Source organism: Pedobacter sp. AC163, from assembly GCF_979258665.1.
The window spans coordinates 905200-924777 of sequence record NZ_OZ409872.1 but is presented as its reverse complement, the minus strand read 5'-3'; the positions used below and the strand labels follow the sequence as shown (position 1 = coordinate 924777).

Below are 19578 nucleotides of genomic sequence, written 5' to 3'. Positions count from 1 at the left end.
GATAGCTGAGGTATTCTTAGGAGCAGGAGAATCGAAAGCCAATCCCACGGATACTTTCAATAGTGATGCTCTGGTCATCGGCAAGATGCTTGCGTAGTCGGGTAATGAAAACATCCATACTTCTGCCACTAAAAAAATCGTCCTGCTTCCACAACTCATTCAGTATGCTTTTTCGCCTGATTACTTTGTTTCGGTTCAGGTAGAGATAATATAATAGTGCAGCCTCTTTTTCTGTTAGCAGTTGCTTATGGTTTTCGATGCTAAGTATTAAGTTATGAGCATCTAGTGAGTATAGTCCAATAGAAATTACATCCGGTCGTGAAGTGGAATCCTGCACAAACCCTGTCCGCTTCAGTATGTTCTGAATGCGTTGGATCAGTTCATCTGCATCGAACGGTTTAATAATGTAATCGTCAGCGCCGAGCTTTAATCCCTTCAGCACATCCTCCCTTTGACTGCGGGCTGTCACGAACAAAAATGGAAGATTGGGATGAGCATGTACAAGCTTCTCTGCAAGCGCAAATCCATCTTCCTTGGGCATAATCACATCAATTACTGCTATGTCATAATCCTTTTTTTTCAATTCAGCCATGGCTTCCAAACCATTGTAGACCTGCAAAGCAACAAAACCACTGATCCTAAGATATTGGCTAAGTAAATGACCTAAGTCCTTATCATCTTCAACTATTAATATGCTTATGCTCATATGGGTAGTTCTAAACTAAATTCTGCTCCCTTCGGTGGGACGTTCCTGGTGAGCAATGATCCATTGATTTTTATGGCCGTCTCTTTGGCGATATACAAACCAAGTCCTAGTCCTTTCACCCCAAAGTGGTCATGACCAGGTGCGCGAAAAAACTTATCAAACACCTGTTTTCGGTAGGTTGGATCTATACCGGGTCCATGGTCAATTACCTGAATATGATATATCTTCTGTGTCGAGAAGGCCTTTAAAGTTACTGGTGAGCCAGCAGGGCTATATTTTACCGCATTATCGATCAATATGTTTAAGATTCTCAATAGGCAGGATTCGTCAGTGGTAACCAGTTGGTGCCGAGGATCTATTTCAACGATCAAGTTGTGCTCATCAAGCCATAGGTCCTCAGCAAACGCATGCAGAAAGCGTGTGATTTCAATCTCCCTGCGCGGATGCCCAACATCGCTTACGGTGCTTTCCAATACATTATCAATTATTCTTTGGATTTTGCCATATTGCCTGTCCATGGAATCAACGAGTTCTTCCATAACTTTGGCCTGTCTTCGCATATCTATCTTTCTTATACTTTTCAAAATTACGCTTACAGAACTCAGTGGTGTTTTAAGTTCGTGGGTAATGTTGTTTGCAAAGTCGGTTTTCATTGCAGCAAGATTTTTTTGCGTTATCATGGTATGAAAAATAACGTAAAACAAACCCACCACCGCGGTAATAAGCAGGGTGGCAAGAACAAATATTCCTGTCATTTTTTGATATAGACGATTGCTGGCATCCGTTGGCACAAAATAGTTCGCTTGACGGATGGAAATAATCAGTTCTTCTTCTTCAATTGGGTGCTTTTCATCAGCTATGCTTATACTAGCATGCCAGGCATTGCGGTTAGAAAGCAACACGTTCTTGTCAAGTTCATCTCCTCCAATTACCACAAATGGCTTATCTTTTAACTTAAGCAGCGTATCAATTTTTCCTTTCCATACGATAATTATCTCCTCATACCTTGCGCTATAGCTCATACCGTCAGTTGCCAATTTCCCGACAAGGAGCTCACTCAGCCGCTGGCTGTACCGCTTGCCCGTCTTTGCATTCGCACATTTCAGCCTTTTGAAAATTTCGTTTTTAGCTAAATTCTGAGTGATATACCTCTTTATTTCGGACTGAAGATTTTCCTGCATCACGTCCTCCAATTGCTCCATTTCTGGCAGCTGAGTAATTCCATTTACCTGTTCTCTAGATTCTTTGTTGAAACTGTTCTTGTAAAGCTTGTAAGTGTTGGTTACCAGATAAACCTGGATACACAGCAGTATCATCAAGGTTATTATGCTGGCAAGAATTAAAAGGTTAATGCGTGGACTTGTGAACATTGATGTAAAGGTAATCATCTTGGCTTCACTGATGCGTTTCATTCCCGCCATTAACCGATCGTTAACTCTCTATTAACAAGGTTTGCTCCATCAATTATCAACCTTTGTACTTACATAAATATTAATCATGCAGCATTTTTTATTGGTTCTCCTTTTTTTAGGTGTAAGTAGTCAAGTAATTCCGTTAATGTGTTTCACCTTTAATAGCGCCTTATTGGCTGAAGGTTTTGCCGAAAAAATTATTAGCTGTTTTCCATCCAATGGTCTCAACTCGAATGCTGCTTTTTCTGAAAATATGTTATTTGATGATCTTATTTCCAGGACACTCGGCGCGCAAGCGATTGTCTATGATGATGGCGTTAAGAAAATCACCAATGTTTAAAAAAAACATGTAACCCTCAAGCCTCTCCACCTGATGATTGTGAAATTAGACGCTGATTAGCCATACGCGTCATGATTACAGCAGATTTCTTCCCGGGGGTTAGACAGGTCATGATCTGGAAAAATGAGACCTAAACCTACTACTACTACTACGTTAAGTATTCTACATCCAGTAAATTAGCAGTACATCCAAATGGCTTGATTACCACTTAAAAAATATCTTATGTCATTTTATAAACGTCGCGATTTCTTAAAATTATCCAGTCTAACAGCTTTGCCACTTATTGCAGGTGCATCTGCGCCATTTGTTGCATTGGCTCAACAGTCACCATTGCCATCGAAAGATAGTGAAGCAGTCTATTTCATCAATGACGGAATTTTTTATAAGCCAGAAGATTTTATCAGTAAGCTTCAGCAGATCAATACGACCAATCCCATAGAAAGAGACAACTATGGAGAAGGTGGTGCAATGGAAACGCTCCTAAAGAAGTTCGTGGAAATTACCGGAAAGGATGCAGCTGTTTATCTGCCAACGGGAACTTTGGCAAATCAGCTTGCGATCAGTTATTTGTGTGGGACTGGTACTAAAGCATTTGTACAGGAGACCAGTCATGTGTACAGGGATGAAGGGGACGCTTCACAAACCCAGTTTAACAAAAGATTGATCCCCTTAGCTGAGGGAAAGGCACACTTCACCCTGGAAGAACTCGAGAAATCTATCAACTACCATGCTGAGCAGGAAGCGTTTGCCGGTCCGGTCGGTGCCATATCAATTGAGACTCCGGTCAGAAGATGTGATAACAAAGCATTTCCGCTAGAAGAGATCAAAAAGATTTCCGCCTATTGTAAAGACAAGGGCTACAGGTTGCACCTGGACGGAGCACGGTTGCACGTAGCAGCAGCATTTACAGGAACCACAGTAAAGGAATATTCTTCATATTTCGATACCGTATATATGTGTTTATACAAGTACTTGGGAGCAACCGGTGGTGCAGTATTGTGTGGAGATAAAGCATTAATCGAGAATATGCACCACCTGATTAAAATCCATGGTGGAGGTATATTCACCAATTGGCCAAACGCGGCGATGGCTTTGCATCACTTAACGCACGTCGATGCAGAAATGGCAAAAATAAAAGTAAAGTCAGCCGAGCTTTTCCTGCTCATGGAGCCTCTTGAAGGCCTTAAAATAATGCCTGTTGCTAATGGTACAAACCAGTTTAATCTCTCTGTAAGTACTACTATCGATCCGGTAAAACTTAATAAAAGACTGCGGTCCGAACATAATATTGTCTTAGGATTGCCCCGAGAAGATGGATTTGTGAAAATCAAAGTTAATTCGACATTGTTGCGAAAAGACAATAGTGAGATTGTCGCGGCTTTCAAAGAAGCACTTGGATTTGCTAAGCTTTAGAACCGTACGTGAGTTAGAGTTCTTTAAGCTTTCATAAGCAAAAATTACCTTTAGTTACGTAACATTCTGGATTTAGTTGTCCAAAAAATAAAATATGAGGCGTAAGGATGACTTTTCTCATATTCCCAAACAGTTAAAAGATCCTGGGCCAGATGATAAAGGTATTTTCATTCAACTGTGTATATAGAACGTTACCTTCCTTTTCCATTAAAAAGTATCGTATTACTCTTAAAAATTCACAAATGAAACAATCGTTTTTTTTTAAAGCGCTGAGCATGCTGGCAGTAGTGATAAGCTGTTGTTCATGTGATAATACCAGCCAAAACGCGCAGGCCGATAAGGTCTGGTGTACGCACAAGGAATCCGTAATAAAAGACACCTTATTGAGAGATTTTAGGGATTCATCCAGAAATAAAATTGATATGGCTATGCCAGCATTTATTGATCTGGCAATGGATGAGAAGATAAAAGTGATATTGAAAAACAACACCTCAGAAGCGTTGACAATGGATCAGCGATTCTCAATAGAATTATACAAGGGAAAAAAGTGGGAAGAGCTCCCTATCAGTAATCTCATTTTATTTGAAGACATCAGCTACCGCGTGTCTTCTGGAGAGATGAAAGAAATGACAATCAACTTAAAACCCAAACAATTCCGATATAAAACTGGTAGATACAGGATTCGTAAACACATCACTCTTATTCCTAGCAAACGTAAATTAGACATAACGGCTGAGTTTCAAATGAGATAATACGCTGGGTCTGCCTGGTGCATGATTTATGCAAGATGCTGATCAGAATAACCGTTCGGAAATTCCCCTTTTATATTGGTAACAGAAGTTTTTAGATAAATTTTATTTTTATGATTCCGTTTCCCGCTTGAATCATTGTTTGCGAGGCGTAATGATTTACCTTTCTAATTAGCAATTAGATCAGTACCACCAATTTGATATCATTGTGATGATACATGATTTATGGATTTTGATGCTGTTCCTATTTTGATAGGCCTAATTCTTTTTTAGTTTCCCTTACCATGGAGTCGACGTTTTTTATTCCGTTGGCGTCGAAAAAGTGATTGTTGTCGGTTATGCTTTCTTGTATAAGATCGTAATACCTATCAGGAATTCCTTTTGCTACGAACTGTTCTCTTGTGATTTCATAAACCATATGATTATTTTTCACAGAAATATATTTATAAGTATTCGCATTGATCAACTTTACTAGCCGGGACTGTTCTTTTGTTCGCAGGCTATCAGGAATCCCTGCTAAGAAATTATGCGAATTTCCTTTTGCATCAATATAAGTCGTATCACTTGCAGTATTCATTGACTTAAAAATGTTTTTTGATGGCAATGCTTTGCTACTATTATTTACTTTTTTATCGGTTGGATTAGTACAGGAAAATAATGCTAAAATCGGTAATATATGGAAAATGCGAAGGCTCATCATATTGTATTTGCTTGAACGAATATACGATTCTTAACATTAATGGTATAAGTAGTGAAACAGAAACGACTTAATCGACAACCTAAAAATATCAAAATCAATAATATCAAACTGCTCAGATGTTTTTTTCCTAAACTTTTCCAATTTGATAACCCGATTATAACCAATTATAAAAGCCTTTACTGGTCAGTTGGCTTTTATCAGATCCTCCCAGACATCCATTTTTGGTAATGGTGCAATGGCCCCCTGATATTTGCCATCAAATTTCTCTTAAATCAATACCTATGTATCTCATGAAAGGACGATCAACGCCATCAGGGTGGCGAAAGGGGCTGCTAGCAGCAGCTGCATTCGACGATTTTCCTGTGTTGGCCTTAACAATCGATATGTGGATCGCGAGGATTATCATACGTTAACTTTTCATTAACTCTTCATTAGCTGTAATTGCTCTTTGGGGGCGGCATCTTTGTGTCGAATTAAGAAATTCAGTGATATGACTCAACACTTTAGACCAATCTTATTTTTCGCATTTTTAGTGATCTCCATAGCAGCCCAGGCCCGCCAGTTGGACAGCCGGATTTCTGGTAGGATCACCGATAACGACGGCAATGGGCTGCCCTATGTCAATATTGCTATTTCAAGCGCCCGCGATACCGTACCCAGAAAGACTTTGTCCGATGGGGCCGGAAATTATGTTTTCACCGCGCTGCCCGCAGGACGATATGTTGTCACTGCCACCCACCTAGGTTACCTTAGCGGAAGATCAGATTCCCTGACGCTGGCAGAGAGCGTATCGCTTATCGTTCCGGCCATACTGCTCGGTTCCCAGGCGAACCAGCTCGAGCAGGTAACTATTATATCCAAAAAGCCGCTGTTCGAAAAGAAGTCCGACATGACCGTGGTAAATGTCGAGAGTAGCGCCCTTGCAACCGGGGGCACTGCCAGCGATATTCTTTCCATTGCCCCGGGTGTTACAATGGACGATAAGCAGATCTCCCTTAAGGGCAGGCAAGGAGTAGTGGTGATGATCGACGGGAAGATGGTGAAGCTATCGGGATTACAACTGAACACTATGCTGCAAAACATGCCCGCCAGCTCGATTGATAGGATAGAGCTGATTTCAAGCCCATCCGCTCGCTACGATGCGGCTGGCAAGGGCGGGATCATAAACATCAGGACAAAAAAAGGGTCAAGCCTGGGCTTCAACGGCACTATGACCTCCAATGCGGTTGTGGGTAGGTACATTCGTCCGGGGGCGGGGACGGTGATGAACTACAATTTTGGAAAGCTGAATCTTTTCGGTACCTACAATTATAAGCACACCAGATCCACCAGCCAATACGTGAGCGATAAAGTTATTTCCGACCGGATGCCACCGCTGACATACCATCAGGATCAGTTCCTGCGCAGCGTTTCCAATGTACACAACGCCAGCCTTGGGGCCGACTATAAGATTGATGAGCGGAATACGGTGGGAATCCTGGCGGTCCGTGACCACACCATGCGCATTAACTCCTCTGTACAAGATATTTTTTTTGGAAGCCGGGCAGCCTCCGCGCTGGATTCTGCGCTAGTCAGCACAAAAAATGGGGGAGGGCAACTGCTTACAAGCGGACTTAGCCTGAATTCAAGGAATGTGCTATCGGCAGGAGGGCAGCTCCTGCTCCTTGATGCCGGCTTTACCCGTTACCGCTCGATCGCCATGTCATCCTTTGACAACCGCTATATGAATGCCAACGGCACGGCCTCACGCAAGGGCGAATACATAGAGAATGATGCAAACGAAAATATCGACCTGACTGTGGTCAAGGCAGATTATAGTCTTCCGTTGGGGGAGGTCGGAAAACTGGAGGCAGGCCTAAAGGCAGCCATTACGCGTTCCTATGCTTCGCTACTCTTCCGCTCGGGCCTATCTGTTGCTCCCGTACTGGACGGGTCTAAAAGCAATGCATTTGCCTATAATGAAGTAATCAGTGCCGCCTACCTCAACTATGGTGCGAAGCTCGGAAAAGTAACGGATTTCCAGGTGGGCGTAAGGGCCGAACAGACTCATTACTCTGGCAGCTCGCTTACTACTGGGCAGACTACTGGAAGAAATTACCTTAATCTGTTTCCAAGCCTTTCCATCCAGCATGCAATGGGGGAGAACTCGATCGGCCTTTCCTACAGCATGCGTATCGGTCGGCCGGACTTTGAGGACCTGAACCCTTTCGTAGAATACTATTCCCCTTATTTATATTCGCAGGGTAATCCGCTGCTCAAGCCGGAAACCATTCAGGCTTTGGAGCTGAACTATGGATACCACAAAAGCCTAGACCTTACACTTGGCTTTAGCCGTACCAGCGATTACTACAACTATTTTACCTCGCTGGCCGGGAGTAACGGGGCCACTAAGGAGACGGTCGACAACTTCGATGACTATGATACCTGGAACCTGTCAGCCAGCTATTCCGGGGATCTCTTTGACTGGTGGACGGTGACTGGCAACGGTGACATCTCCTATGACCGTTACCGGACGCCGTACCTGGGAGTGAGTATTGATGTCAAGCAGCTCTACTATACTTTTCAGGTATTGAGCATCTTTAGCATTGACAAGGCCATTAACCTTGAACTGATCGCCCTTTACCATTCCAAGCAGGCTCTGCTGGCCCGGACGATCGACGAAAAATACCGTGTGGATGCAGCCCTTAAATATACCTTTGCCGGCAAGAGGGCAAACCTTAAAACCGGGGTGACCGACATTTTCTATACCTTTATAAACAAGGGGACCAATTCCTTCCAAGGACTATATGGGACCTACTACAACCGGAACGAGAACCGGAGGTTCAACCTATCGCTATCCTACCGGTTTGGCGGGGCCGCCAATGTCACAAAGAAGAACCGTGGAAACCAGGAAGAACTCGACCGCATCAAGCAATAGCACGGACCTGAGATTGATATGGAATTCGGTATGTAGGCTTATCTAAAATACTTCCCATCTCCAAATATTGCTCGGGGACACCTCGTTTAAATATCAAAGCATCCCTTAGGTTGATGCTGCGTTCTATTAATATCGCCGCACTTAGGCAACACCGATGCCAGGTTAAACTCACGTGGCCCGCACTAGAAAACGAGTTAGAATTTCCATCTTACACAACTAATAAAATCAGATAACGAAATACATACTTTAAGTCCTTTTAAATGAAACGATTAATCCCAGTCCTAATACTATCGATAACAATCATCAGTGGCTGTAGCATAGACAACGATAAAAAACGCATAGACCTTTTGACCAATGTCCTCAAAGAAAAATATGGATCCGAATCGGTTTCAATAATACAAACTACAGGTACCGACGAGATACAGCAGAAAGTCCATTTCAGTAGGGAACTGACAGACATGCGGGATATAAGATTTATCGGTTCAACTGCGGCGCTCCTTTTATATAAAGAGCTGCGCGAAAAAGAGAAAAAGGAAATTCGACGCTTAAGTGTCGAAATAGAAACGCCTTCGTCAAGATCGGATGTGATGCAATATAGGACCGCTGACCTTGCGACCATTTCAGCGCTTCTTGAACTGGATGATCATTTATTCAAGCTTTTGAAAAAAAGGGACTATGAAGGTATAAAGGCGTTGATCTGGCCTCGGGAAATCCTTCCAAAGGTTGATCAACTGTTTGCAGTCTATGAGGCGATGTGTAAAAATAATGGTGAAATCGCCTCTGTTGATTTATTAGGGTTTAATTTTGTAGAAAAGACAGTGGCAGCTACAGCGGCCGGTATCCCGGTTTTTGTAGCTTGGTTCAGCGTTAGCCAAGGAACACTCAAGAGTGAATATCAGATCAGTATCAGAATGGATACCAACCAGGTAGTCACGCTTTCGATCAATTGAAGTTTGAAACTAGACCGGTATACAGACCGGTAAATGATGCCCCAGAAGCTTAAATTTGTTTTGAGGGCAAAACCTTGTTAGCTATTCATATTATTAATATTTTGAGTCAACAGCCTGGCACGTCTCGTTTCATTTCTTCAGGGAATGCTAGGGGCAGCAATAATACGATACCTAGAAAAGGTATTTTCACCCTTTTTAATAAACATTTTATCTCTTATTTTTGGATTAAAACGCTCACTCATGAATGAAATAACACTGACAACTCCTTTGGGGAAGATATTTGCAATAGCTGGTATTTTCTTTCTTCTTTTGAGCATATTTACTTTTTATCATGGTTGCATTCAATGTCGTGCGATTGATAATGAACTGCTTTTGTTGGGTATTTTCTTTATTTTTCTATCAGTAGATGCAATCAAAGCATCTGCCATTGAAATGGATAGAAAAGCAGATTCATTCATAAGGAATTTAAAATCTTAATATCAATGAATGTTATTACCTTGCTTTGGAGGTATCCTTGCTTAAACTTTGAATTTTCTTTTGCAAGCCGCTTCCGAGCTCAAGTTATAAATTGTTATTAGACGCTGACAAGTGCAAAACTCTGATCTTTCCTTAAATTTTGTCGATGAAATAGCTAAATTAAAAAATCTCCGAAAATCATTGTCAACGAATTTGTCCAAAAGACGTGATCAATGTGCAACATTGGTTTTATTGTTTGAAGTATGCTTTACCATCATGTCCTGTTCTGCCAATCCTATCGGGAAAAATAATGTTAGTTTATTAAAGGCTGCTTTTGATGATATTCAGATAAGTTATCAACTCATTTCCGGATCGCAAGACACTGTATATTCCCAAACATTGCGATCAATTATGTCTATCGATTCGACCATCGACATCCTTGAACAGTGTATCTGTAGAGCGAACAATGCTTTTTCGCCGGGTAATAAATGGAGAAGTTAGAAAATGTAAGGGCTTCTGGCAATTGCTCTCGAGTTTCACGGTTAATATGGTTTTGCGCATATGTCAACTTCCGTTATTCGTTACCAATTAAGTCGCCTAACACGAGAGGGTTTTAATAAAACTTGAAACTCCAGATTAACGCCAATCCCCACTGCTTTTAAGATAAGTTAGACGCCCTTCCAAAATTTATTTATGGAATTGGTTTGTTACTTGAGAGAAGTTAACTTTAACAAAAGGGTTCTGAAGCATCAAACAGTACTCAAAACGCCTAGGGTTTAATCTTTTTTAGTAAGCTTTCTCCTCAGTAATCGCCAGTTGGCTTTTGATAAAAAATAAAGTATAGTAATTATTCCAGCAGGGATTGCCAGAGAGTAAAGCCATCGAAACATAATTGTAAATGTACGTAAATTATTATGGAGCAACTCGGTTACCTTTAAGGTATCATTACATTTTTACTTTGTAGACTTTCGATAATTGGATGTTGCCGATGGACTTACTTTGACTACAAAGACTGACGACCTCGTTCATTCGTTTACAAAAAAGCCGTGAATTCAGCAGAACGATTTATACCCGGGCTCCAATAGAGCTGTTGCAATACAAAATTATGAAAGCGATAATGTCTCGGCCGGTACCCGACTTATTAAATCAATGTAGGACTTAAAGGTTTTAGCTCATCAAATCAGAACTGAGGTGAAAAAGAAAAAAAATAGCGATAGTAAAAACCTGGTTTTATCTTAATCAAGATTTCGGCTCGAAAGATATGGATATAATAGTTTAATACCGCCAAAAACCATCCAATGCTGTTGGTACAAATAAAAAACGGGAACAAAACCTAAATCCTGTTCCCGTTCATCTAAATTAACGCTCTCAAAAGCTAATATAGGATTTTTTGAATTGAAGTAAAATACATCATATAATCCTCTTGCGCCGGGGATTTGCCAATGATCCCATGCCAATTTACAAAAGATCGAGAAACAGCTTTATAATGCTTTTACACAACCAGGATCCTGTTAAAGCATGTTTCTCGGTCCCGTTTGCTATCAGGACATATTACACCAAAATCTCCCCCGATTAGGTAACCGTTATAAAATAATTATCTTGAACCTCAGTAGATTAGTTTTATTTATTTGTAAATGTCCTTTTCAAAATTATTTTTGTCCTATGACCGTCACAGTTTTAGCGATTCTCGAGACTGATTTTATTCCTCAGAAGAACCTGGCCAGGGTAATGAACGATCGCCTGGAGCGTGCCGCCAGGGATCTGGAACAGCTCCATCTCAAATCTCTTCAGGGAAAGGGATTTTCCACAGATGATCTCATCGTCTACCTCAGCTATAATCCCAAATATAAAGTTCGCTTCCGTGTGGTGAATGATGTGCCTGCAGATATTGAATATTTTGTCAATGAGCTGTGCGGAAGGCTGGGTTACTTACAGTGGAAAACCTCCCTGATCAAAAGCATTGAAAACCTAGACTAACATTTTACATCCCAAATTTTTATTTAACTTTTGGATCAAATTTAGGTCTGTAGGCCGGCACGCACAAGAAATTCCGGCATAAACCCGCCTGTTGCCTTTCCGCTCGCTGTCCATTTATTCCGTTGCTTCTTTCGCTTTGGCGGCCCACAGGCCCGTCGGGCTCCATAATTAAATCAAAATATTATGGAAAACACAGCTTATCAACTTGCCGAAATCGAAATCAGCTACAGGCCAGCCTTTAAGGTAGCCAACAGACCGCAAATAGATTGCGCCAGCAGCGCCTACAAAATCATGCTTGAAAATTGGAGTGAGGACAGAATTGAACTGCTTGAAGAATTCAAGGTGCTTTTGCTCAATCGCAGAAACCGCGTGATGGGAATTGTTAATCTTTCTCAGGGTGGCCTGTCTGGAACAATAGCTGATGCCAAGATAATTTTCGCTATAGCCCTTAAGGCCTGCGCAAGCTCTGTCTTGCTTAGCCACAATCATCCTTCAGGAGAGGTTTCACCAAGTCAGGCGGATATTATTCTAACCAAACGGCTTGTAGAGGCCGGAAAACTCCTGGATATTCAGGTGCTGGATCACATCATCCTCTCCACGGATTCCTACTTCAGCTTCAAGGACGAAAACCTAATGTAAATAGTGACCTCACAGATGGCATCCATCACTGAAAGGCGATGGATGCCATTTTTTTTGCTTATTTTTTTCTTCCTTGTTCTACCTCTGTTGTGTTTATTTTTTCTATCTCATATGGTTTACCTGTAGGCATTTTGAGTAGCAAATTTCTGAACAATCCCTCTGCCGGCAAGACCGGGCCTCCGGTTTGCTGAAAAAAAATCTTCCTTTATCGCTACGCTCCAAAGCGTATTTTTTTTCGCAAAGTCTTGCCTTGCTGATGGATTGTAATCAGGTGAGGGTGGCTTAACAAAAAGCCAGAAGGCTCCGGCCGACTGGCGTTGAGCACAATAAATAAAAGGTATGAAAGACTTAAAATTGAAAAACCCACCCGTCCCTGGGCTCCGCAAAGCGGAGCAACACGCAACTATTGCTCCCTATTGGGGAGCGCATCATCCAGTATTATTAAACATTATAAAACAAAAGTTATGAAAAATCAAGTAAACAACACCGCCAATGGAGCCGCGGAATTTATCGACCTTAAAAATGTAAAGAACCCAATCTATCAGCCACTTGCAGGGAAGTCAAATCGCAACACTCAAAACCAGTCACTGATGAACAATGATGGAAAAGCAAACATTAAAACCATGGGACAGACAGATGCAATGAAAAATGACGAGTCAAAAACCGCTCATACTACTACCGAAGAACAACCAGCCTTGAGTTTGGAGGGAACTGTAAAACTCGTGGAAGAACTCCATAGAAGGATGGTGCAGAGAGGCAGGCTGGTTCATACCATTGATAATTTGGATAAGTTCGAGATTGAACAAAAACAAGAAGCAGAAGATATCACCTCCAATTATTACCAGGGTTGCGAAATAGAAATAACAGACGATAAACGAAATAAATTCTCTACCAAAAATCCTGTGATTATCAAATCAGTTGCGCTATTTGTGCGTGATCTCTGCACCAATAAGCTAGCTGAAATAGAGGCCGAAATCATCATTCCCAAGTAAGGCCATTTTTAGTCCTGTTCGTTTGGGCAGGGCTAAATCTACTGGCCTAGAATCAAATTTAAACCTTGGCAGCCTTTATTGCTAAATATTGTATAAAGTGCTTTGATCAATGCTCTCTACCTATAAATACAATTTTTACACTACTCAATTCAATTAATATGAAAACAGAAGAGATATTTTTTATTGTCCGCATCGAGGTGAAAACCGAACACGGACATATCAACGAAACTTTGCAGGAAATGGAAAAGACATCCCGCTTTTTTATCACCAATACCCCAAAAGTAAAGGTTATTCATTCCGAAATTTTAACTACACAAACCCGAAACCTAAAAAACGGAAACCATGGCGCATAACATTAATTATAATCCGATTAGCAAAAAACACAGTTTTTTTTCGGTTAAAGAAAAGGCATGGCATAGCCTGGGAACAGTCGTCACAGAATATCCGACCAGCGCACAGGCAATCAAATATGCAGGCCTTGACTACCAGGTGGAAAAAAGACCCCTTTTCAGTCTTGATAATACCAATGCTGATCTTTATGAAGCAATAGCTAACGACATCGAACCCACCATTCAGGTGCCTAACTATTTTGCAACAATACGTAGCGATACAGAACAGGTGCTTGGGGTAGTAGGCAGGGATTACCAAATCGTTCAAAATAAAGATGCCTTTTCTTTCTTTGATAGCGTAGTAGGCAATGACAACAGTATCAAATATGAAACAGCAGGCGCATTGGGAAATGGTGAGCGTATTTTTATTACAGCCAAATTGCCTGAGTATATCAGGGTTGGAAGGGATGATTTGATTGAGCAGTACATTTTTTTAACAACTTCCCATGATGGCTTTGGCAGTATAACCGCCTCATTCACTCCCGTGAGAATTGTGTGTCAGAATAGTGCGACTCGTTGTGCAGCCTAATAAGCTGTACGGGTCTCACCTGCAAGGGTGGATTTAACTTTTAATCAATCCAGTGGAATGCTGGTGTTAGCGGCTTATCTAATAAAGTCCATCCGACCCTTAACCTGCCAAGAGAACAGGGAGTGGGAAGCTCGGAGCAAAGTCAATCCAGCGGAGCGATGCCGCATGAGAAAGATGGGACGAACTAAATATGATAACCTCGTTAAGGTATCGTGAGCATGCACGCTGTACCCACATCGTATGGTACAGTCTTCCAGTCAACAGGAGCCCAGTCTGTTCGAGGGTTATCCATAAGCTTGTACACGACTGGCGGTATAGAGAGGAGTCTAAGTTTAGGCAAACATTGGTTAAAGGAACGAGGAAACCGAATATCACTTTGCTGGGAAGCAATAAGTACTCTTGAACGAATGTGATATATCGGGTAGGAACAACGACCAAGCAAAGGCTGGTTGGCTACGGTTGACCAGATACGCCAAATTCGTTGTGGATTTAACAAAAGGATACAAATGAAAGTAACTAAAATGCTGAAAGTAAACAGATGGGAAGACATCGACTGGAAAACAGTTGAGCAAAGTATCTTCCGAAAGCAAAATCAAATGTATCGGGCAACGCTTGCCAGTAACATAACCGAAGTAAGAAGATTACAGAGGGATTTACTGAAAGACCCGTATGCCAGATTACTAAGTGTAAAAAGAGTTACCTCTGAAAACACAGGAAAGAACACAGCGGGTGTAGACAAGGCAGTTATCCGAAGCAATGAGGAAAGATTGTCTTTAGCGCAAAGGTTGAACCTTGACAAAGATTACAAGGCAAAATCATTGAAAAGAACCTACATCCCAAAGTCAAACGGTAAGTTAAGACCGTTGGGAATTCCAACAATTGAAGACAGAGCCTATCAGGCATTGGTCAAGATTGCACTAGAACCCGAATGGGAAGCAAAATTCAGCGAGAACACCTATGGGTTCAGACCTGGAAGATGCACCATTGATGCTTGTATGGCAGTATGGCACAATTTGAAGAACCGTAAAGGTGAAGTAATGGTGCTAGATGCTGACATAGAAGGATGTTTTGACAATCTCAATCACCAGTACATACTGGATAAATTGAGAGGAACTAGCAATAACGTTCTACGAGCAATTAATCAGTGGTTCAAATGCGGTTACATTGACGATGGTATATTACATGAAACTGAAGCAGGCACACCGCAAGGCGGAGTGATTAGCCCACTATTATGTAATATCGGATTATGGGGTATCGATTTTGAACTCTATGATCACCTGATATTGACAAGAAAACCAGCCGACAAGAATTTGAAACCATTTTATGGGTTTGTCAGCAATGTTAAAAAGAAGTACAGAGAGCACGCCCCATCAGTAGGATTTATGCAGTATGCCGATGACTTTGTAATCGTATGCGAAAATAATGACTACTTGGAAAGAGTGATGGAAGTATTACCAGCAATACTGGAAAAACGAGGCTTAAAGCTAAGTGAAGCCAAAACAAGGCAGGTAGCATTCCATCAAGGTGACAGCTTCAAATTTCTTGGTTTTGTATTCGATAAATGGAAAAGTGGGAAACATGGCAAGCAATATAAAGTCACGTTTTACCCCGACCCCGACAAGGTGTATGCTTTCGCAAAGAAAATCAGAGAATGGACGAAAATGGTTCGACTATTTGAGTACAGTAACAAAATTGAACTTACTAAGAAAGCAGACTATATGAAAATGATGGTCAACGGGTGGCTGAATTATTACAAATGGGCGATGGATGCATCCCATGGCTTTATGAAGCTAAGGCGAGAACTGGACACAGTCCTTTACAAGGCGTATGAAGACGTGCATAAACATCGGAGTAGCAGACATGACTTTATGAAACGGTATGTAGGGAAAGTGGAACGCAGAGGTAGATTAGTAGACCGTTTCATACTTGGTGACGTCTCATTTGGCATATTTGACATTAGTGCAGATGTAAAGTGGAGAAAGGTTCAAACGGCAAGAAGTCCTTTTGATGGTGATACCGAATATTGGAGTTGCAGAAATGCAATACTAACGGGATCAATGGCAGAGCGGCTTTACAGCATACAGGGTGGATATTGTCCTATCTGTAAAAGTAAGCTTCACTGGTACGAATCATGGGAAAGACACCATAAGAACAAAATTCGGACGGATAATAAGCTGTCAAATATGCAATTAGTTCACAAGCATTGTCACCGCAAACAACATTATGCGGATAAGTTAAGTCTGGGAGCTGGATGCCCTGAAAGGGGCACGTCCAGATCTGTGGGGAAGTTCGAGGGGCGACCCTCGAACTCACCCTAACCGCTAAATGCCGCCCTGAACAGCCGAGAAAACAGTATCAAAATCCGTCACACCGCCACTGCAAACGATCGTCTCAAACACGCACACCAGCTGATGGGTATAACCAACCAGTTAGCTGATGAAATGGAACAACTTTATAACCACTGGGCAAAAGTACGGATCAATGATCAGCAAATATTCAAACTGATACAGATTGCCATGGCACCCGGAAAAGAAACCCTGATAAGTTTGAAAGATGAAAAGTTTCACCAGCTTTCAAGTCATTACATGAATATTGTACAGGATGTTTTTGAATATGCCCAAACTGCACCCTCGCAACAGGAACCAACAACCAAAGGTACTTTATTTGGTGCTTACAATGCAGTAACAGGTTATTTTCAGAATGTACGCAACTTCAAGAACGAAGAACTCAAGCTTAAAAGTATTTTTTATGGAACAGGCCAGCAAAGGGGGCAAACCGCATTCGATCTTTGCCGGAATTTCGAAAGAACCCAGCAAGTATATTTATGTTGATTGGAGTGTTTAGGGTAGCTGCTAAGTTACCCTAAATTCTTATATCCCGGACGCGCTCCGCGCGTAATCATTATATATCTGCGTTAACCAACTTGACATTCACGACGATTTTATGTTGAGCCTTTTATCTGCTCATCTATCAAATCAGTTAATCTAGATCCGTGTTGTGTCTTCAATGTTAGCCCTCAGGTAGAAATCTCTCAGTCCCAAATTAGGTTTTGAAATCGCAACAAGTTTTACATATTAATTTTAATGTTATGAGCTGTAGTATTGAATCAATTTTTATACTTTTGCTAGGAATTGAAATATGAAGCTAACCCACTTCGTTGAACAGTTGTTGAAGATTTCAGATACGTCCCCATGCATGATTTTACTTTCCGTTTCAAACTATTTTTTTACGATTCATCGGGCAAGAAAGATTTATTCACAGTTTCCATTACAGCTGTTCTTCTGATCAGTATTCTTCACCTCATTTCTATATTTCTTGAAACCGCAGTTCCCTTTGGTCTTCTTTATGGTCCACTAACATTTATGGCATTTGAAGTTCCACAAAAAAGGAGAAAAGCCAAGTTTCATCTTATTTGCAACGCTTTTTTGTTTGTATTCTTTTTGGTGTCATACCTTTTATTATACAACAGGATTCCAAATGAATCAATTGCCAATAAGAATATGGTTGTCTATACGATAGGTTATTTTTTGCTTATGGTATTGTCTTTACTCGCTTATAGCATCAAATCTTCTTTTTCTATCAGTAAGCAAAGTCTCGATTTGGGCCGTAAAGCATTTTTGGTTAAGCTACTGGTATATAATGTCTTTGTTGCCCTTCTTATTGCAGCAATACTGATTCAAAGATTATTTTTCCCATGGTTTGGCTTTGGATTCGATATGTTTCTGCTCATTGAAACTATGCAGTTTTTGGGATTAATAGTTATTTCGGTTTTTTTATTCGGAACTTTTCACCAAAAAAATATTTCTAGCAAGTTGCTCCACAGCGAACAGGCTGAATCACCTTGTGTTGTAAATACTATTTACAACGCCGAGAAGGCAATCGCAATTATATCAGATCCTGAGGTCTTCTGTAATCCTACTATATCATATTCATCCTTAGCAGAGAAAACCGGTTTATCGAAGCAGATGTTAGGCGATTTGCTGAATGAGTATTACAAGGCAAACTTCTATCATGTAATTGCAAAGCACCGTATTGAATATGCAGTGGGTCGGCTAAAACAAGATCCCAAAATCAAGATAGAAGCGCTCTCGGATGAATCTGGCTTCAATTCCAAAAGTTCCTTCAACCGTTATTTCAAAGATTTTAATGGAGTAACCCCAAAGGAATTCAGAGATGTTTTCGTGCAATCGGAACAAACAGTAAATTCATGATATTTGGTCTACTCTTCGTAATTATTCTTACTCTCCTATACAATCTTTACCTTATCTATAGGATAAAGAAGCAAGAGGCTTTCCTGGACATTCTTAAAATATATTTGTTTTATGAGCTGCTCCATGTAAGCTATACCATTTTGATGAAATCAATACTCGCTGAACTTAAATACCTTGATTTCGGTGCTCCCTTTGCGTTTGCTTACGGTCCGCTATTTTATTTCGCTGTTCACACTTCTATCAATAGGGTTCAAAAAATAAACCACAAAAAACTTTTTATACATATATCCCCCTCTTTTATTTTCTGGCCACTTTTCCTATTGCTTATCCTTTTCAAAGATCATGTCAACCGCTATCTTTGGACATACTATACCACCCTGGCCGTAGCGCAAGGTGCTTCAATGCTCGGTTACACACTTTGGGCAATATTGTCCTCCAAGACCCGATTGCTTCTGGCCCAAATGAATTCCAGGAATAGTTTATTGAATATTGCCTCTTCTTTTTTGGGGATAATGTCGGTGTTTTTTGTTGTTATAGCAGTCTCTCGTGTTTTTCCAAGGAAAACCGCACCGCCTGGTTTAGCGATGTATCTGATCTACGGAAGCATATTTGTGATTGTAATCAGTATTTGTCGATACTTGTTTAAAAGAACCCGAAGTGAAAAAATATCGGGTATTGTACTTGAGGAAGTTAAGGAAACAAAAACTCCGATAAAAACGGTTACTTATGATAAATCATTAGTACCTAGTGATCAGCTTTTGTCTTATCACACTAGGCTCGAAAAACTAATGAGTGAAGACAAGATATTTCTGAACAGTACCTTGACCCTTGAAAATGTTGCTGTCTTGTTGCGTATAACCAGGCACCATGCCAGTCAGTTGTTTAATCAACATCTTAACCAAAACTTTAACGCCTACATGAACAGTTACCGAATTGAATGGGCATGTAAACTTTTGCTTACAGAATCTCAAATGACTGTAGATGAAATAGGGATAGCCAGTGGAGTCACATCTAAAGCTACTTTTCATCGCATTTTCAAACAATTAAAAGGATGTAGCCCGACGGAATATCGAAAGAAAAGCTGAGATCAAATCTAATTGACTGATATATAGGGGTTTATAAAAATAAGCTGGGAGAAAAAATGTTGTACATCCCAATAATTTGAGACTAAAACTCAATTTTCCTCCTTTATATTTGC

17 protein-coding genes and 1 pseudogene are annotated in these 19578 nt (G+C 40.9%); 15 read left to right on the top strand and 3 right to left on the bottom strand.

Annotation, left to right across the window (positions count from 1 at the left end; translation table 11 throughout):
• Positions 1 to 16: 16 nt before the first annotated feature.
• Together ACZZZK_RS03840 and ACZZZK_RS03835 are read right to left on the bottom strand one after the other, a co-directional pair.
• Positions 17 to 706 carry a response regulator transcription factor gene (locus ACZZZK_RS03840; RefSeq protein ID WP_463482957.1) on the bottom strand — a complete coding sequence of 230 codons (690 nt, stop codon included), beginning with the start codon at positions 704 to 706 and terminating at the stop codon, positions 17 to 19.
• Positions 703 to 2118 (bottom strand): sensor histidine kinase, encoded by a 1416-nt coding sequence (locus ACZZZK_RS03835; RefSeq protein ID WP_463482956.1) that lies wholly within the window; start codon positions 2116 to 2118, stop codon positions 703 to 705. Before ACZZZK_RS03835 ends, ACZZZK_RS03840 begins: the two co-directional genes overlap by 4 nt.
• An 85-nt stretch (positions 2119 to 2203) precedes the next feature.
• Here ACZZZK_RS03835 and ACZZZK_RS03830 point away from each other — a divergent pair, with 85 nt between their 5' ends.
• From ACZZZK_RS03830 to ACZZZK_RS03820, 3 genes are all read left to right on the top strand, one after another.
• On the top strand, positions 2204 to 2458 hold the full coding sequence (locus ACZZZK_RS03830) for a hypothetical protein (RefSeq protein ID WP_463482955.1): 255 nt from the start codon (positions 2204 to 2206) through the stop codon (positions 2456 to 2458).
• Positions 2459 to 2680: 222 nt separating this feature from the next.
• The gene (locus ACZZZK_RS03825; protein WP_463482954.1) at positions 2681 to 3871 is read left to right on the top strand and encodes a threonine aldolase family protein; all 1191 of its coding nucleotides are present in this window, start codon (positions 2681 to 2683) and stop codon (positions 3869 to 3871) included.
• 242 nt (positions 3872 to 4113) lie between these two features.
• A complete protein-coding gene (locus ACZZZK_RS03820) occupies positions 4114 to 4623 on the top strand; it encodes an immunoglobulin-like domain-containing protein (RefSeq protein ID WP_463482953.1) in 510 nt (169 codons plus the stop codon).
• 241 nt (positions 4624 to 4864) lie between these two features.
• On the opposite strand, the gene ACZZZK_RS03815 is transcribed toward ACZZZK_RS03820, so the two are convergent.
• Positions 4865 to 5197, bottom strand: coding sequence for a hypothetical protein (locus ACZZZK_RS03815; RefSeq protein WP_463482952.1), 333 nt, complete (start codon positions 5195 to 5197; stop codon positions 4865 to 4867).
• 613 nt (positions 5198 to 5810) lie between these two features.
• Here ACZZZK_RS03815 and ACZZZK_RS03810 point away from each other — a divergent pair.
• From ACZZZK_RS03810 to ACZZZK_RS03755, 12 genes and pseudogenes are all read left to right on the top strand, one after another.
• The gene (locus ACZZZK_RS03810) at positions 5811 to 8237 is read left to right on the top strand and encodes an outer membrane beta-barrel protein (protein ID WP_463482951.1); all 2427 of its coding nucleotides are present in this window, start codon (positions 5811 to 5813) and stop codon (positions 8235 to 8237) included.
• A 260-nt stretch (positions 8238 to 8497) separates the two neighbouring features.
• Positions 8498 to 9187 (top strand): hypothetical protein, encoded by a 690-nt coding sequence (locus tag ACZZZK_RS03805; protein WP_463482950.1) that lies wholly within the window; start codon positions 8498 to 8500, stop codon positions 9185 to 9187.
• Between the two features lie 240 nt (positions 9188 to 9427).
• Positions 9428 to 9664, top strand: a complete 237-nt coding sequence (locus ACZZZK_RS03800; protein WP_463482949.1) for a hypothetical protein — start codon at positions 9428 to 9430, stop codon at positions 9662 to 9664.
• A 1641-nt stretch (positions 9665 to 11305) separates the two neighbouring features.
• Complete coding sequence (locus tag ACZZZK_RS03795) at positions 11306 to 11620, top strand: hypothetical protein (RefSeq protein ID WP_463482948.1); 315 nt, start codon at positions 11306 to 11308, stop codon at positions 11618 to 11620.
• A gap of 183 nt (positions 11621 to 11803) precedes the next feature.
• On the top strand, positions 11804 to 12259 hold the full coding sequence (locus ACZZZK_RS03790; RefSeq protein ID WP_463482947.1) for a JAB domain-containing protein: 456 nt from the start codon (positions 11804 to 11806) through the stop codon (positions 12257 to 12259).
• 464 nt (positions 12260 to 12723) lie between these two features.
• Positions 12724 to 13251 (top strand): hypothetical protein, encoded by a 528-nt coding sequence (locus ACZZZK_RS03785; RefSeq protein ID WP_463482946.1) that lies wholly within the window; start codon positions 12724 to 12726, stop codon positions 13249 to 13251.
• Between the two features lie 158 nt (positions 13252 to 13409).
• On the top strand, positions 13410 to 13604 hold the full coding sequence (locus ACZZZK_RS03780; protein ID WP_463482945.1) for a hypothetical protein: 195 nt from the start codon (positions 13410 to 13412) through the stop codon (positions 13602 to 13604).
• A pseudogene (locus ACZZZK_RS03775) lies at positions 13594 to 14148 on the top strand (DUF932 domain-containing protein); the annotation flags it as partial. The gene ACZZZK_RS03780 and the pseudogene ACZZZK_RS03775, both read left to right, overlap by 11 nt.
• Before the next feature lie 527 nt (positions 14149 to 14675).
• Entirely contained in the window at positions 14676 to 16487 is a 1812-nt protein-coding gene (gene ltrA, locus ACZZZK_RS03770; protein WP_463482944.1) for a group II intron reverse transcriptase/maturase, read from the top strand.
• A 15-nt stretch (positions 16488 to 16502) separates the two neighbouring features.
• Positions 16503 to 17000, top strand: coding sequence for a DUF932 domain-containing protein (locus tag ACZZZK_RS03765; RefSeq protein ID WP_463486275.1), 498 nt, complete (start codon positions 16503 to 16505; stop codon positions 16998 to 17000).
• A 360-nt stretch (positions 17001 to 17360) separates the two neighbouring features.
• The gene (locus ACZZZK_RS03760; RefSeq protein WP_463482943.1) at positions 17361 to 18380 is read left to right on the top strand and encodes an AraC family transcriptional regulator; all 1020 of its coding nucleotides are present in this window, start codon (positions 17361 to 17363) and stop codon (positions 18378 to 18380) included.
• Positions 18381 to 18523: 143 nt separating this feature from the next.
• Positions 18524 to 19465, top strand: coding sequence for a helix-turn-helix domain-containing protein (locus ACZZZK_RS03755; RefSeq protein WP_463482942.1), 942 nt, complete (start codon positions 18524 to 18526; stop codon positions 19463 to 19465).
• The last annotated feature ends 113 nt before the right edge of the window (positions 19466 to 19578 follow it).

Bases quoted from the DNA above. Each gene is read 5' to 3' on its own strand.
- ACZZZK_RS03810 (WP_463482951.1), top strand. From the start codon at position 5,811: ATGACTCAACACTTTAGACCAATCTTATTTTTCGCATTTTTAGTGATC.
- ACZZZK_RS03820 (WP_463482953.1), top strand. From the start codon at position 4,114: ATGAAACAATCGTTTTTTTTTAAAGCGCTGAGCATGCTGGCAGTAGTG.
- ACZZZK_RS03815 (WP_463482952.1), bottom strand. From the start codon at position 5,197: ATGAATACTGCAAGTGATACGACTTATATTGATGCAAAAGGAAATTCG.
- ACZZZK_RS03785 (WP_463482946.1), top strand. From the start codon at position 12,724: ATGAAAAATCAAGTAAACAACACCGCCAATGGAGCCGCGGAATTTATC.
- ACZZZK_RS03800 (WP_463482949.1), top strand. From the start codon at position 9,428: ATGAATGAAATAACACTGACAACTCCTTTGGGGAAGATATTTGCAATA.
- ACZZZK_RS03805 (WP_463482950.1), top strand. From the start codon at position 8,498: ATGAAACGATTAATCCCAGTCCTAATACTATCGATAACAATCATCAGT.
- ACZZZK_RS03760 (WP_463482943.1), top strand. From the start codon at position 17,361: ATGCATGATTTTACTTTCCGTTTCAAACTATTTTTTTACGATTCATCG.
- ACZZZK_RS03825 (WP_463482954.1), top strand. From the start codon at position 2,681: ATGTCATTTTATAAACGTCGCGATTTCTTAAAATTATCCAGTCTAACA.
- ACZZZK_RS03790 (WP_463482947.1), top strand. From the start codon at position 11,804: ATGGAAAACACAGCTTATCAACTTGCCGAAATCGAAATCAGCTACAGG.
- ltrA (WP_463482944.1), top strand. From the start codon at position 14,676: ATGAAAGTAACTAAAATGCTGAAAGTAAACAGATGGGAAGACATCGAC.
- ACZZZK_RS03840 (WP_463482957.1), bottom strand. From the start codon at position 706: ATGAGCATAAGCATATTAATAGTTGAAGATGATAAGGACTTAGGTCAT.
- ACZZZK_RS03755 (WP_463482942.1), top strand. From the start codon at position 18,524: ATGAAATCAATACTCGCTGAACTTAAATACCTTGATTTCGGTGCTCCC.
- ACZZZK_RS03835 (WP_463482956.1), bottom strand. From the start codon at position 2,118: ATGAAACGCATCAGTGAAGCCAAGATGATTACCTTTACATCAATGTTC.
- ACZZZK_RS03795 (WP_463482948.1), top strand. From the start codon at position 11,306: ATGACCGTCACAGTTTTAGCGATTCTCGAGACTGATTTTATTCCTCAG.
- ACZZZK_RS03780 (WP_463482945.1), top strand. From the start codon at position 13,410: ATGAAAACAGAAGAGATATTTTTTATTGTCCGCATCGAGGTGAAAACC.
- ACZZZK_RS03830 (WP_463482955.1), top strand. From the start codon at position 2,204: ATGCAGCATTTTTTATTGGTTCTCCTTTTTTTAGGTGTAAGTAGTCAA.